10 protein-coding genes are annotated in these 13,760 nt (G+C 68.5%); 1 reads left to right on the top strand and 9 read right to left on the bottom strand.

Going from position 1 to position 13,760, the window contains the following annotated elements; all coding sequences use genetic code 11:
• Nucleotides 1-110 precede the first annotated feature (110 nt).
• The 5 genes from EOINJALH_RS26650 to EOINJALH_RS26635 form a co-directional block, all read right to left on the bottom strand.
• Nucleotides 111-599: a hypothetical protein gene (locus EOINJALH_RS26650; protein ID WP_144290185.1), complete on the bottom strand. Its 489-nt coding sequence runs from the start codon at nucleotides 597-599 to the stop codon at nucleotides 111-113.
• Between the two features lie 415 nt (nucleotides 600-1,014).
• Complete coding sequence (locus tag EOINJALH_RS26645) at nucleotides 1,015-3,378, bottom strand: DUF5906 domain-containing protein (protein ID WP_144290184.1); 2,364 nt, start codon at nucleotides 3,376-3,378, stop codon at nucleotides 1,015-1,017.
• Between the two features lie 410 nt (nucleotides 3,379-3,788).
• Nucleotides 3,789-4,016 (bottom strand): hypothetical protein, encoded by a 228-nt coding sequence (locus tag EOINJALH_RS26640; RefSeq protein WP_088285933.1) that lies wholly within the window; start codon nucleotides 4,014-4,016, stop codon nucleotides 3,789-3,791.
• 542 nt (nucleotides 4,017-4,558) lie between these two features.
• Nucleotides 4,559-4,981, bottom strand: a complete 423-nt coding sequence (locus EOINJALH_RS31440) for a hypothetical protein (protein ID WP_144290183.1) — start codon at nucleotides 4,979-4,981, stop codon at nucleotides 4,559-4,561.
• On the bottom strand, nucleotides 4,978-6,237 hold the full coding sequence (locus EOINJALH_RS26635) for an integrase family protein (protein ID WP_088285931.1): 1,260 nt from the start codon (nucleotides 6,235-6,237) through the stop codon (nucleotides 4,978-4,980). The genes EOINJALH_RS31440 and EOINJALH_RS26635 overlap by 4 nt, the downstream gene beginning before the upstream one ends.
• A 525-nt stretch (nucleotides 6,238-6,762) precedes the next feature.
• Here EOINJALH_RS26635 and EOINJALH_RS26625 point away from each other — a divergent pair.
• The gene (locus EOINJALH_RS26625; RefSeq protein WP_088285928.1) at nucleotides 6,763-7,329 is read left to right on the top strand and encodes a hypothetical protein; all 567 of its coding nucleotides are present in this window, start codon (nucleotides 6,763-6,765) and stop codon (nucleotides 7,327-7,329) included.
• A gap of 118 nt (nucleotides 7,330-7,447) precedes the next feature.
• On the opposite strand, the gene EOINJALH_RS26620 is transcribed toward EOINJALH_RS26625, so the two are convergent.
• Genes EOINJALH_RS26620 through EOINJALH_RS26605 form a run of 4 tightly spaced genes read right to left on the bottom strand, consistent with a single transcriptional unit; the run spans nucleotide 7,448 to nucleotide 13,536 of the window.
• Nucleotides 7,448-7,870 (bottom strand): hypothetical protein, encoded by a 423-nt coding sequence (locus tag EOINJALH_RS26620; protein WP_234414060.1) that lies wholly within the window; start codon nucleotides 7,868-7,870, stop codon nucleotides 7,448-7,450.
• Nucleotides 7,871-7,880: 10 nt separating this feature from the next.
• Complete coding sequence (locus EOINJALH_RS26615) at nucleotides 7,881-9,161, bottom strand: hypothetical protein (protein WP_088285926.1); 1,281 nt, start codon at nucleotides 9,159-9,161, stop codon at nucleotides 7,881-7,883.
• The gene (locus tag EOINJALH_RS26610; RefSeq protein WP_088285924.1) at nucleotides 9,158-10,348 is read right to left on the bottom strand and encodes a two-component system response regulator; all 1,191 of its coding nucleotides are present in this window, start codon (nucleotides 10,346-10,348) and stop codon (nucleotides 9,158-9,160) included. The genes EOINJALH_RS26615 and EOINJALH_RS26610 overlap by 4 nt, the downstream gene beginning before the upstream one ends.
• A complete protein-coding gene (locus EOINJALH_RS26605) occupies nucleotides 10,345-13,536 on the bottom strand; it encodes a response regulator (protein ID WP_088285921.1) in 3,192 nt (1,063 codons plus the stop codon). The genes EOINJALH_RS26610 and EOINJALH_RS26605 overlap by 4 nt, the downstream gene beginning before the upstream one ends.
• Nucleotides 13,537-13,760 lie beyond the last annotated feature (224 nt).

Here is a 13,760-nt window from a genome sequence, read left to right as displayed (position 1 = left end):
GATACCGACGTGGCCCTGACGTGACTCGGCCCCTGTGCGCTGCGGTGCGCATCAGGGGCCGGTCGTGGGCGTGCGTGCTGTTCAGGCGGCTGCCAGCATGGCGCGCCTCGTCACATCGCCCACCACGGGGCACAGGCTGCCGGGCCACGGGCGCGCCAGGGCCCAGCGTGGCGACGGTGGCGACGTGCCGGCATGGGCCGGGTGTGGCTGCGTGCGCCCCCGGATTCGAGGCCGACGACGGGCGCGGCGGGCGTCAGCACGCGATACCGCGCGACGCTGCCAATGCCGTCAGGGCCAGCGCCCCAGTTGAAGGCGTCGGCCCAGTCGATATGCAGGTCGCCCCCGTCGTCGAGGTCGATCTCGACAACGGTATCCGCGTCTCCCGGGTGGTCGCTGGCGGTGTGGGCGTCGGCCGCCCACTGGTGCCATGGTCCGGCCTGAAGCTGGGCGAATGCCAGCACGCGGCCCTCGTCAACGGGCAGCGGCCCCCAGGCGATGGCATCGGCACGGCGCTCCAGTCGGGTGACGCCGTCGGCGAGGCGGTACAGCACGGGGCGCGCGGGGTCACAGGGGCAGGCATTGGTCGTGTGCGGGGTCATGGTTGAGTGCTCCAGGGTTGAGGCGCTATTTATCGCCGGGCGGCCACATGATCGGGCTAATCTGCGTCGGCGCAAAATCGCTATTCCGAGCGCTGTCCCGTGTTTTATGAATTGGCGAAATAGCGCGCTTCGTCATAGAGAAATAGCGCCTATCGTGTGCGCGCTTGGTAGCGATAGCCCGGTGCGGGTCGAGCGTCAGACCTACGTCGACACAGTTCGTAGGTTGGTCGTAGGTAGCGGTCGCTCCCTCTGTAGAGCCTCTGTTTACCTACTTACCTACTAAATTTCAAAGATCAACAGAAGACGACAGGAGCAGGACGCCCGCCACTGTGGCCATAAATAGCGCCGGCCGCCGGCCGCCGCCGCCACGCAATCCACACGTGGTAGGTAGTAGGTTTATAGGTACGCGGTGGCGTCACTCAGGGTCCCTCTGTGCCGCCTCGTAGGCTCGTGCAATCTCGACGCGCACTGTCAGCCCGACCGTTTGGTGACCCGGCTTCACGTACAACACCGGCTTCTTCCCGTCGGGCAGCACAACGTTGTCGGTCTGCCCTTTCGGCAGGCCCGGGTGCGTCACGTAGCCCAGGGACCGGATGAACGCCCCTCGGGCCTTGCGGGGCAGCCGCGTATCCACGCGTTCAGCCTTAAGCGTCCGGTCGATCATCGCGCTCGAAATCCAGCCCCCGCGGAAACCGGGCAGCCCCTCGTCTATCGCGTTGACGATCTCGTGTTCGGCGTCGCCGAGACTCTGCGCGATTGCCGCCTCGGTCGTTGATGTCTTCGGCGCGCGTGTGCATCCTCGCGCCGGGTTCAGGCGGTCGGGGATAGCGTAGGTCGCCAGGAACTCAGCCACGATGGCGTAGCCGTCCTCGTGGTTGAGCCATCGATGCAGCGCTACGTGGTAGGCCTCGGGCATGCCGCACCGCACCAGGTCGTCCACGGTCTGCTGGTCACAGGCCAGCCAACAGAACCGCCGGTCGTTCCGGGTTTTGAGGATGCCGTCGGGGTGGTTCGTGTTGATGATGAAGTTCCCGCATATCTCGGCGCTGACTTGGTCGACCCCTTTGGCCTCGATCTCCAGTTCGTCGCCCCCGGCAATCATCGGCTTGAGTTCCTCCAGTACGTTCACCTTGCGATCGGTGTAAATGTCCTCCACGCAGTACAGTAGCTTGCCCACAAGCCAACTATTGAACTGAGCGGCTATCTTGCTGGCCTTGGGCCAGTGCACGTATTGAGATCCCAGGGCGCGCGCCAGGCATCGAGACAACAATGTTTTGCCGTTGCCCTCCACGCCTTGCAGGACCAGGGCCCAGGGGGCTTTGACCCCGGGGTACTGCACGCAGAAAGCCATGTACGCGAGCGCGATCTCGAAATCCCCGGGCACTGGGAGCAGCTTGTGCAGGTGGTCGAGGAAAGGCGTCGCGTCGCCCTTGCAGCGCGCGACCTCGGCAGGAACCCATGTGTTCGCCCGCGTGCGCCCGCCCGCGGTCACGATCGCCCCATACGGCAGGCCCGGCCGAAAGCACGTACCGTCGACTTTCGGGGCTCGCAGTACCTGCGACTGTGTGAACGCCTCGAATGCGTCCTTCGATGTCCGCTCGTTGCGAGCATCCATCGCGAACGTGTATCCGCCGTACTTGGCCCTGAACTGGTCAGGCTTGAGCATGACTCCCGTAGGCGTTAGCACGCGATGGGCGTCGACGACATAGACGCACCCCGCGAACAGGGCCGCTTGGTCCACAGCGTTGAGAAAGGTATTGCCGTCGACCGTCGTCATAGCCGGTGGGGTTGTCGACGGTGCAGCCGTGGCCAGCGGCTCGATGGGTTTGTCCTGCAGTACCTCTCGCTGGTTGGTCGCCACAAAGTCAATCGTGCGTTCGAGGTAATCGTCACGGTCGTGTTTCTCTCGGGCCAGGGCCGATTTAGGGAGCAGGCGCCGCATACGCTCGCGGTCGCAGCCGGTCCAGAACGCAAGGTGAGCCAAAAGCGCGGCGTCAGCGTCTGACCGATTGAACGGGTCGTGCTGGTTGTCCGGCGGGAACGCCCCAGCGAGCACGCGCTCGTCCGCCGTCCACAGGTCCGCGAACGATGCCCCGCCCCCGAACGTCGAACGCGCGGAGTGCGACTGCAGGGCCCGCCGCAGGAGATCCGCATCGTCCGTCGGGCCGCGCCAGTCGGCACGAGGGCCGGTGTCGGGCACCACGCCCCCGGCGGCCGCGGCCCGAGCGGGAAAGTACGTCGATGCGACCCAGGAAATCCGCTCCGTGAGGTCGACCGAGCAGTCCCCTTGGAGTGAGTCTCCCGACAGCGCGCAGAACCGGTCCGCGGTGTAGAGCTCGGCGTGATGCTCGGCGTTCCTGTTGCTGTGCGGCGGCACCCGGCCGCTGCCGAACAGGTGCAGTCCTTTCCCGCTGACGCTGACCTCCACGGCAGCGCCCGGCAGCGCCTGAGTGACCATCCGCACGGCCAGCGGCGACCACAGTCCGGGCCCCAGGAGGCAAGAGTCGAGGTCGAGGAACCAGAACCCGCAGTTCGGCGTGAAGCAGAAGCCCACCCCGTAGGTATCGCCGAGTACGCTGGCGACGCTGACCGCGGTAGTAACGTCCGTCCACGACTCGGCGGCAGTCACGCTTGTGGGTTGACACGTCGCGTAGTGCAGCGGAATCTTGTCCAGCTTGCCCGGCCGCTTGGCGCTCTGGCTAACGCGGTATATGAGCCACTGATTTACAGCCCGCATTCCGGCCAGCGCGGGGTCGTTGAGAATGTTGTTGAGGTTCACCGAAGGGACTCCCTCGGTACGGCCGTTGCGCCCGGTCGCGGGTTGTCTATACAATTCATTTCGCTTGTTCTCTTTGAAGCCTCGCACCGTTCGCACCGGTCGGGGCTTCGTTCATTTGGGGACGGCCGCGCGCCATCGGTGCCAGCGCTCCACGTCAGCGAGGCGCCATGCCACGCCCCAGGGCCCGGCCACGGGCTGTGGGAACTCGCCGGCTGCCACGGCAGTCCACAGGGCGGCGGCTTCGGTGTAGGGAGTCAGGCCCGCGACGCCTTCCCGTGGCCACAGGGCCCACCATCGGCCCCCGCGCGGACGGGCGTCGCGGGCCGTCACGGCGCGAGTCCCGATCAGCGCATGGATGCGCACTAGGCCGGGCGGCAGTTCAGGGCGGGCCATGAGGCGCCGGCCGTAGGTCAGCGGCGTGGCTTCGTGGCGAACGATGCGGGCCCGCCGACTTCGTACTCCCTCAACGCTTCGAACACGCGGTCGAGGTTGTACCGGACCGATCGGCCGATGCGATAGAACGGCAGTCGGCGCTTGCCAGCGCGATCCTTGCGCACGGTGTGCACTGACCATCCGACGGCGGCGGCGCAGGTGAATTCGTCGACGGCGCGGTGGTCTTGGTTGGTTGCGGCTTGCATCTGTTCGCCCTTGTTGGTATGCCGGGGCGAATCGTGCCGGCCGGCCGCAGGCCAGTCAGGACAAAACCGATACCGATTCTGTCCGTATGGGCGGCTCCAGCTATCCGGCGGGGTCCGACGCGTTGACGGCACTTGGCGCCGTGCGGGGTGTCTGCCTCAATCGCCTCGTGCGCATGCGAATGCCGACTAGCAGTGCGACCACAACGGCCGCAACCCAAATTGCGGAGGCCTCCTTACCCAAGAACCTGTGCGCGACACCCGCGCCCCCTGCCAGGATGCTGATCGAGCCGACATAGCCGACGAACCATTGCAGAACTCGGTGAGACGCTAGGGTCTTCCAAACCCCTTGTCGTCGAATCGAACTGATTAGGGACACGACAAAGAGGAGAAGCAGTGCACCCAAGACAATGCTTGCCGATGCTGTGCAAGCGATTGAACTGCAGCGCCCACCGCGCGCCCAGGCTGAGGAAGGCGACAGGAAAATGGAGAGGAGCAGGAACCAGCGTGCCATGCCGATGTAGTTTAGGCGCTGTGCGGTGGGTCTACTTCCGCTTAAGCACTGCCCTTGACCATGCGCTCATCTCAGCGTCACCCAGTTCGTCGATCGCTCGATGTATCCGCTTTCTAAGGGCGTCTGGCGCCACGGTCTCGCCCTTGTCCCATTCGAGCCTTGCGGCAACGAACTCTGCGGGCGTTGTTCCCCTGAGAGCCCTCGGTTCAGTTACCCGCGTGCGTTCGTACTCTCGCAGCGCGATCAGGATCACCTGTAAGGTGCCATCCTCAGCCGCTCCCCGCAGACCCGACGCGTCGAACACTGCCTCGCGTCGATCGTGTGGCGGGAGAAGGTCGGCTTCGATCATGCGCAGGGCGACGCCACGCAGCCACGCTATCGCCTCGGGCGACGGCGGACTGTCCGGGTCCGCCAGGTCCAGCCAATGGCGACGGGCCTCGTCCCGCGGGGTCATTCGGCGCTCACGATGAAGTCGGCCACCGACTGCCACGCGGCGCGTAGCTGCGTCTCGCTCTTGCCGATGTAGTGCGCCCCTGTCACGTCGCCCCCGTCGGTGTGGTTGAGCATCCGTTTCACGCTGTAGGCAGAACACAGTTCCTCGGCAACGCTCGCAAACGTGGCGCGTAGGTCGTGCGGCGATACGCTCGTGCCAGCGGCTTCGTTGATCGTCTCCAAGGTCTTGCGCGGGTCGCCGACATCGAACACCGGGGCAGTAGCGCGTTTGCCCTCAACGTGTGGCGCGAGGATCGTCCTCGCGTGCGTCGACAGCAGGATGGTGTGATCCTTGCGATTTTTGGTGTCCCTCAGCAGCACACGTCCGCCGGTCAGGTCCACGTCGCGGACCGTGAGGCCTTGGATCTCGCCCGAGCGCGCGCCGGTCAGGAGCATCAAGCGGAAGTAGTCGGCGGCGACGCGGCTGCGCGCCGTCGTTGCGGCAGCCCACCACGCGTGCAGGCGTTCGGCCGGGATCGGGTTCGGCTTCCCGACGGCCTGCGCCAGGACGATCCGGTCCCGCCCCGCGGTGGACTTGTCGAGCGGGCTGTTCTCCACCTTGACCCCGTGCCAGTTCATCACGGCGCGTAGGACTTGCATCGCATACGTCCCGCGGCGCGCCCCCCGCTTGCTTGCCGCGACGTACACGCGCCGGATGTCGTCTGCCGTGATGCGGTGCAGCGGAGTCGCCGCGAGGGCGAACAGTTCCCCGGCGGCATTCGGTCGGCCCTTGGCCGAGGCGCCCCCCGCGTCGATCATGGCGAGGTAGTCGGCGCGCGTCCGTTCCTTCAGTGGCAGGCCATCTTTCCCGCGTCGCTTGTCGGCGGTGTAGGTCTTCAGGGCCTCGGCCAGCGTCAGCGCGTCCGCGTTCGATTCCTTCGCACGCTCGCGGCGTTCCTCGCGCTTGTCCGCCAGTCGGTCGACGCCGTTTTGCAGTTCGCCGCTGACCGTGGTCATCAGGCCCCGAGCGGCATCGGCCGAGATGGCGCCCCGGCCGTCGACCTTACCGAGTGTGCGCCGAACGGTCTTCCCGTCGACCCGGCGCTCGGCCACCCAGGCCCGCGCGCCGGCAGCCGTGACCCGCACGCCGAACCCCTTGGTCATGGGGCACCAGGTGATGATGTAACCGCGCTCCGGTGTAGGCACCGCGAGCGCTCGCTTCTCTGTGAGCCGGACAACTTTGGCGGGTGTCCGTTGGTCCGTCGTGTAGGCATCCATGTAGGCAGATTCTATGCCTACACGTACAAATTGACGCGCGCTCGATACCAAAGAAAGCGCAGGTCTACAGAGTGAGAACGGCCCGTTTCAGAGTGAGCCAGTTTCGGACTCTTAATCCGTTGGTCGAAGGTTCGAATCCTTCAGGGCCCACCAGATTTCGGTTTGAATGAAGCACCTTGCGCCACAAGCGCCAGGTGCTTTTTTCATTCTGGCGGGTCGGATCGGCTGGCAGCTCGGCGGCCGCGCGAACGGTGGTTCGGCCACTCGGCAAGCCGCCCTCGCGGGGGCCATCCCGAGCGCAACACGCCCCGTGCGCGGCATGTCGACGGCGCATCCGTCGCCAGCGGCAGGTCTGCCGGGGTTCACCCGCGGCCCGGGCATGGGCCACGGCCCCCTTGTCGAGAAAACGGCCGTGCCGGCAGATCGATCGAACGAAATTGTCTTTGCAGAGCGGCAGGCTCCGCGCAAAACTCAGGCCCATGAATCGCCCGCGGTTCGAGGCGACGAGTCACCAGGAGACATGCCATGCATCGCCTGCAACTCTTCGACGTCGACGGCCAGCCCACCGACGATCTCAGCGACCCGTCGGACATCCAGCGCCTGCTTCACGCAATGGGCGTCGAGGCGGGGCGCTGGCACCTGCGCAAGTCGCCCCTGTCGGCCACGCCCCTGCTGACCTACGCGGGCGAACTGTGTTCGCTGGAACGCCGGTTCGGCACGGCACGCACCGACCTGGCCCATCTGCGCCCGGCCGCAGCGATGAGTTCGCCGAGATGGCGCGAGGCGGTGGACCTGCATGTGCACGACGAGGTCGAGCTTCGCGTGGTGCTGCAGGGGCAGTTGCTCTACACCTTTCGCGACCCGTCGCGCGCTGGCTGGGCGGCGCTGCTGATCGGGCCTGGCGACTGGCTGGCGCTGCCGGCCGGCGTGGCCCATGCCGTCGATGCCGGTGCAAGGCCCCACGTCGACCTGCTGCGCCTGTTCGGCGCCGGGGAGGGTTGGCTGCCGCGCGCCACGCCTGCCGCCCGCCCCGCCCACCTGCCGCACCTCGAGGCGCTGCTGCGCGCGGTGCCGCAGGCCAGGGCGGCCTGATCCGGGTTCTGTGCCAGGTTCCGTGCCGGAACGTTCGGGCCGGCAAGGTCAACGCGCCGGAGCGCCGCGGCCCGGGGCGTCCGAGGTCGGCGCAGGCGGATGGCGATCCGATGCCCCGTCAGGGGCGGAGCACCACGTTCAGCCCGGGTCGCAGGTCGGCCGCGCCGATGTAGCCGATGCCGCCTGGCGTGGCCAGCACGTGGTCGATCACCTCGGCGCTGCCCTTCAGCTCGCGCGGCGGCACGCCCTTGCCGACGTGGCGGCGCACGGTCCAGTAGGCGACGTAGCGGTCGTTGTCCTGGTTCAGGACCGTCGAGAGAAAGCGGTCCCGCATCGGGTTGCCGGCGGACAGATTGACCACCGACACCGGCACGCCCGCGACTTCGATCGCGCGGCCGGTGTACAGCCGCTGCACGGTGGCCAGGTCGAGTCGACCGACCGACGGGTGCGCGATGACGACGATGCCGTCGACATCCGCGGCGCCAACCGGCAGCGCCATCAGCACCCACAGCAGCAGGATCAGGTTGCGAAGGCTCGTCATGGTGGCCTCCTCAGAACGCAACGCTGTAGTTGACCGAGATCACGTTCACATGCGTCCCGCTCGGCGAGGCCCCGCCCGGCGGCACGTCCACCATCGACGATGTCTTGCCGATGCTGGTGCGCATCCATTCCGCCTTCAGCTTGGAACTGGCGTCCAATCGGTACGACATGCCAATGCCGATCGAATGCTGGTCGAAGACGGTCTGCAGGTCTGCTGCGGCGCGCTGTGCGGCGACGATCTGCGCCGCGCCCGGCACGAAGGACGGCATCGTGGCCTGCGACAGCCGGTCGTACCACTCGCGCTGGCTGCGGCTGCTCAGCATGCGGCTGACGCTGACGTAGGGCGTGAAGCGGTCGATGGACTTGAACAGCGCCAGGTAGCCGGCGGTCGCGTCGGCGCCGAGCTCGGTGTCGAACTGTCGGGCGCGGCCCAGTTCGCCGGCCACGCGCCAGCCGTTGCCGAGTTGCAGTTCGGCACCGACGGTGAACAGCAGGTTCTCGATGCTCGGAACGTAGTCGACCCCGGGGCCGGGCAGGGCGTCGTCGACCTGCCAATAGCCGATGCCGGGTGCCAGGGTCACCCGCGGGAAGCGCACGGCCATCGGTTGGTTGCCGGCCCGCCGGGTGTTCGTCTTGTGGATGCCGGCACGCCACAAGGCATCGGGTTCGCGGACGGTGAGCACGAGGCCGGTGGAGCGCACCCGCACGTCGGTGAACCGGGCCCCGGCGGCCAGGCCGGTCCCCATGCCTTCGCGCGACCATTGCCGATAGGTCATGTTCGCGAAGCCGGAGTAGCCGTCGACGGTGATCTCGCGGTCGCCCAGGGTCCAGTTGCGCGTGGCGTACAGGCCGGTGAAATCCGGCGTGGGCGTGATCGCGTGCATCTCGTTCGGTGTCCGGGCCATGTCGTTGGCGGCGCCGACGTCCTGCGTCTCGGAATAAAGGAACAGCGGCACGCGCAGGCGCCCGGCGCGCAACAGCCAGTCGTCGTTCGGCCGCCAGGCGACGAAGGCCCAGCTGGCGGTGAGGTCCCAGCGGTGGTCGGCGTTCAATGCCGGCGCGGCCTTGGCCTGCACGGTCGCGGACCACTGGGGTGTCAGGCGCATGTCGAGCTGCCCGGCCAGCACGCTGTCGCGGGCGAAGGTGCCGTTTCGATCGATGCTTCGCTGGTAGGTGTAGGGCGCGTCCGACCGGGCATAGCCCAGCGTGGCGAAACCCGACCAGGCGAGGTCGACGGCGGCCGCGGGCGCGCACGCGGCCGCCAGGAGCGCAGCGCAGAGGGTGGTCTTCATGGGGATTCTTTCGGGTGCGTTGCCGCGTCGCCGCCGTCGCGCCAGCGCGCGCCGATGTCGATCACGGTCTGTTCGCAGGCGTCCAGCGCCGCGACGATGCGGGGGTCGAAGTGCGAGCCGGCGCCGGCGCGGATGAAGGCCATCGCGTCGGCATGGCTCATCGGCCCCTTGTAGGGCCGACGGCTGATCAAGGCGTCGTAGACATCGGCCACGGCCATCAACCGTGCCGCCAGCGGAATCTGGGGGCCGGCCAGTCCGTCCGGGTAGCCGCTGCCGTCCCATCGCTCATGGTGGTGACGGGCGATCTGCTTGCCGTAGTGCAGCATCGGGCCGGCCGCGCCTTCGAGCCGGTCGATGGCTCGCTGCAGCAGGTCGGCACCGTGCGAGGCGTGTGTCTTCATCACCTCCCACTCATCGGCCGTCAGCTTGCCCGGCTTGAGCAGCACACCGTCCGGGATGGCCACCTTGCCGATGTCGTGCAGCGGTGCGGCCTTGGCCAGTTCGTCGATGGCCTCCGGCGTCAGCTCGGGCGGGCTGTCGGGCTGGGCCGCCAGCCAGGTGGCCAGCGTGCGCACGTACTCCTGCGTGCGCTGGATGTGGTAGCCGGTGTCGCTGTCGCGGAACTCGGCCAGGCCGACCATCACGAACAGCGTCGTGTCGCGCAGTCGCTCCACCTCGCACCGGCGCGCGTCGAGTTCGCCGCTGAGCTGGTGGTTGCGATGGCGCAACGCGTCCTGCGCCGCCTTCAGCGTCAGTTGGGTGCGCACCCGGGCCAGCACCGTGGCCGGGTTGAAGGGCTTGTGCACGAAGTCGGCACCGCCGGCCTCGAAGCCCCTTGTCTCGTCTTCGGGCCGGGCCAGCGCGGTGAGGAAGAGCACCGGCACGTGGCATGTGCGCGGGTCGGCCTTGAGGCGTCGGCAGACCTCGTAGCCGTCGATCTCGGGCATCATCACGTCCAGCACGATCAGGTCGGGCGGCTCGCGTTGCGCGATCGCCAGCGCCTTGGCACCCGACGTGGCCAGTTGCACGCGGTATTGCTTGTTCAGCACCTGGGTCAGCAGGTGCAGGTTGGCGGGCGTGTCGTCCACCACCAGCACCGTGGGACGCGCGGCGGCGTCGTCGTGGAGTGGCACCACCGCCCCACCGGCGCCGCAGGCCGGACCTGGGGCTTGCAGCACGGCACTCATGCCTCGACCCCGCTCAATGCGGCCAGCGCGGCGTCGAAGTCCAGGCCTTGCATCGCCTTGTCCAGCCGCCGTGCCGTCACCGCGCTGAGCGTCGCCCGCATCGCGTCCTGGTGGGCCTGCCACCACGAGACGGCCTCGCTGTCGCTGGCCTCCAGCAACTCGCGCAGGCCGCGCACGGCGGCGCCGGCGTCGACGTCCACGTTGGCGGCCAAGGGTGCCGTGTCACTGCTCAGCCACGGCGGCGGCGGCACGAGGGCGGCGTCGATCCGGGCCACCACGTCGGCCAGGCGCTGCGCCGCGGTCGGCAGCGCCGCAGCAACGCCGACCTCGTCGCGCGTGGCCGCGGCGTTCTCGACCTGCAGCGCGGCCTCGCGCACGCCGTCGGCGCACAGCGTGGCCGCCAATCCCTGCAGCGTGTGCGCCGCACGTCGCAGTTCGTCCCACTGGCCGGCGGCCAGCAGCGCGGCCCAGTCATCGATGCCGTCGGCGTAGTCCTGTGCGAAGTGGCTCAGCGTGCGACGGTACAGGCCCGCATGGCCATCGAAATGCCGGAGGCCTCGCTCGAGGTCCACGCCGGGCACGCTGGGCAGCGCAGTGGCCGCGGTGGCGCCTGCCGCAGGGGCGGCGACGGGCAAGGCCACGGCCGGTGGCGTGAGCCTCGCCCGCGCATCGACCGCCACACGACGGTACTGCGCCAGCGTGCGCACCAGGTTGTCCACGTCCAGTGGCTTGGCGATGTGGCCCTGCATGCCGGCGGCCAGGCAGCGCTCGCGTTCGTCGGCCAGGGCATGGGCCGTCATGGCCAGCACCGGCAGGCGGTCGAAGGCGCGCTGCTCGCGCAAGGCGCGGGTGGCCTGGATGCCGTCGAGCACCGGCATCTGCAGGTCCATCAGCACCACGTCGAAGGCCTCGGCGCCGCGGGCCGCCAGCAACTCCACGGCCTGCAGGCCGTTGTCGGCCACCTCGATCCGGGCGCCACGCCGCCGCAGCAGTTCGACCGCCAGGTCCTGGTTCAGCGCGTTGTCCTCGACCAGCAGCACCCTCAGTCCTTCCAGTCGCGTCGCCGCGCCGGTGTCGGCGGGCAGGGTCGCCACCTGGCGGCCGAAGAACAGGCGGCGCAGGTCTTCGGGCAACAGGGGTTTGGTCACGAAGTCGCTCGCGCCCAGGCGCTGGGCCTGTGCGCGGACCTCGTCGGTGCCATAGGCGGACACCACCGCGACGCGGATGTGCGGGTGGCGTTCCCGGATGCGCTGCAGCACGGCGGCACCGTCGGCGTCGGGCAGCACCCAGTCGAGCAGCACGTGGTCGTAGGCATGGCCGTCGCAGGCCGCCTGGTCCAGCATCGCCAGAGCCTGCCCGGCATCCCCCGCACCGGCCATCCGCCCCAACGCGCCGATGCCCAGCAGGTGCATCTGGCCGAGCATCACCGCCCGCGTGTCGGCCTGGTCGTCGACCACCAGCACGCGCGTGGCGATGGCCTCGGCGGGGCAATCGTTGGCCTGGACACTGGGTTCGACCGGCAGGTTCAGCAACACGGTGAACAGGCTGCCGACGCCCGGCTGGCTGGTGACTTCGACCCGGCCGCCCATCAGTTCGACCAGCCGCCGGGTGATGGCCAGGCCCAGGCCGGTGCCGCCATAGCGGCGCGTGGTGGAGACATCGGCCTGCGAGAACTCCCGGAACAGCATGGCGCGCTGGGCCTCGGTCATGCCGATGCCGGTGTCCTGCACGGCCAGCCGCAAGGCCACGCGGCGGTGGTCCGGGTGACTGTCGCGGTGCACGGTGAGCCGCACCTGGCCCGCGGGCGTGAACTTCACCGCGTTGGACAGCAGGTTGGTCAGCACCTGCTGCAGGCGCAAGGCATCGCCGCGCAGGGTGCCGTGATCGGCGAGCAACGAGGGGTCGGCGAAATCGCACAGCAGTTCGAGTTCCTTGTGTTGCGCGGCCTGTCGCACGAGTTCGATGGCCTGGGAGACCACGCTCTCCAGCACGAACGGCGCGGCCTCGATGGCCATGTGGCCGGCCTCGATCTTCGAAAAGTCCAGCACGTCGTTGATCAGCCCGAGCAGCATGCGCGATGCGCCGCTGGCCTTGTTCAGGTAATCGCGTTGCTCGGTCGTCAGCTCGGTCTGCAGCGCCAGGTGCGTCATGCCCATGATCGCGTTCATCGGCGTGCGGATCTCGTGGCTCATGTTGGCCAGGAACCGCGACTTGGCCAGCGTCGCGGCCTCGGCGGCGTCGCGCGCGGCCTGCAGTTCACGCTGATCGGCGTCGCGACGTCGAAGATCGCTTTCGATGGCGTCGGCCATGTCGTCCAGTGCGAGTGCGAGCAGGCCGACTTCCTCGACGCGGTCCTTCGACAGCGACGTGCGTGCGCCGAAGTCGCCCGCCGTGTAGCGCTGGGCCAGCGTGCCGAGGTCGCCGATCGGCCGCAGCACCCGTTGACGCAGCACCATCAACGCGGCCAGCAGCAGCGGTGCCAACGCCACGTTGACGACCAGCGCCGCCTGCATCGCCTGGTCCAGCCGGCCGTGCATGTGGGCGACCTGGCCTTCGGTGCGCTGTCGCGATTGGTCGCGCAGGCGGCTCACCTCGGACAACAGGTCGGCTCGCAGGTTCTCGTAGTCGGCCGAGTGCACCAGCGTCACGGCATGCTGCGGATCTGGCACCCCGTCGGAGACGAAGCTGCCGCTGCGGCGGTCGTACAGCCCCTGCGTGGCGGCGAACGCCACCTTCTCGATGGCCTGCATCGACGCCGCGGCCTTCAGCATCTGGCGCGCGCCGTCCAGCTCGACGGGACTGAAATCCAGGCCTTGCATGCGATCGATCAGCGATGCCGACGGACCAGCGGCCGCTGCGGGCTGTCGGTTGGCGATGGCCTCGCGCCAGTACAGCCCCACGTCGGCCACCTGGGGCATCGGCTTTTCGCCCTCGCGAACCGCCAGGATGTCGTAGTACAGCGTCAGGTAACGCGGGCGTGCGGTGGTGGTGTAGCTCTGGACGAGCTGCGCCAGCAGGTCGTTCTCGTCCACCAGTTCGTCGACCAGGGCGAGCGTGCGGTCGCGCGTGGCAAAGGCCTTGCGCACGCCTTGCTCGGCCTGCCAGATCGCGGACAGGCACACCAGGTTGGCCGCAAGCACCAGCAGCAAGGCAGCGAAGAAACCCCGCGAGACGGAGCGCAGCTTCATGGGGGTCGAGGTTTTCTTTTGATGAGGCCGTGGCGCTGCACAGGGGGGCAGCCGATCGGGTTTCGAAACCCGACCCGTGGGATATCGGCAGGGCACCCGCGCAATTGAGTGCGGCCCCCTCGCCAGCGCTGCCGGCCCCGACCCACCGGTGGCGGGCGCCGCGTGGCCGTGACGTCCTTCACATGCGGCCCTGGTGGCGATGGCACCGCAGCGGTCGGCGCGCC

It is taken from the genome of Ideonella sp. A 288, from assembly GCF_002198735.1.
GTDB lineage: Bacteria > Pseudomonadota > Gammaproteobacteria > Burkholderiales > Burkholderiaceae_C > Pseudaquabacterium.
The sequence above is the reverse complement of the archived record's forward strand: the minus strand, read 5'-3'. Positions and strand labels throughout refer to the sequence as shown.

Bases quoted from the DNA above. Each gene is read 5' to 3' on its own strand.
- EOINJALH_RS26650 (WP_144290185.1), bottom strand. From the start codon at position 599: ATGACCCCGCACACGACCAATGCCTGCCCCTGTGACCCCGCGCGCCCC.
- EOINJALH_RS26640 (WP_088285933.1), bottom strand. From the start codon at position 4,016: ATGCAAGCCGCAACCAACCAAGACCACCGCGCCGTCGACGAATTCACC.
- EOINJALH_RS31440 (WP_144290183.1), bottom strand. From the start codon at position 4,981: ATGACCCCGCGGGACGAGGCCCGTCGCCATTGGCTGGACCTGGCGGAC.
- EOINJALH_RS26635 (WP_088285931.1), bottom strand. From the start codon at position 6,237: ATGGATGCCTACACGACGGACCAACGGACACCCGCCAAAGTTGTCCGG.
- EOINJALH_RS26625 (WP_088285928.1), top strand. From the start codon at position 6,763: ATGCATCGCCTGCAACTCTTCGACGTCGACGGCCAGCCCACCGACGAT.
- EOINJALH_RS26620 (WP_234414060.1), bottom strand. From the start codon at position 7,870: ATGACGAGCCTTCGCAACCTGATCCTGCTGCTGTGGGTGCTGATGGCG.
- EOINJALH_RS26615 (WP_088285926.1), bottom strand. From the start codon at position 9,161: ATGAAGACCACCCTCTGCGCTGCGCTCCTGGCGGCCGCGTGCGCGCCC.
- EOINJALH_RS26610 (WP_088285924.1), bottom strand. From the start codon at position 10,348: ATGAGTGCCGTGCTGCAAGCCCCAGGTCCGGCCTGCGGCGCCGGTGGG.
- EOINJALH_RS26605 (WP_088285921.1), bottom strand. From the start codon at position 13,536: ATGAAGCTGCGCTCCGTCTCGCGGGGTTTCTTCGCTGCCTTGCTGCTG.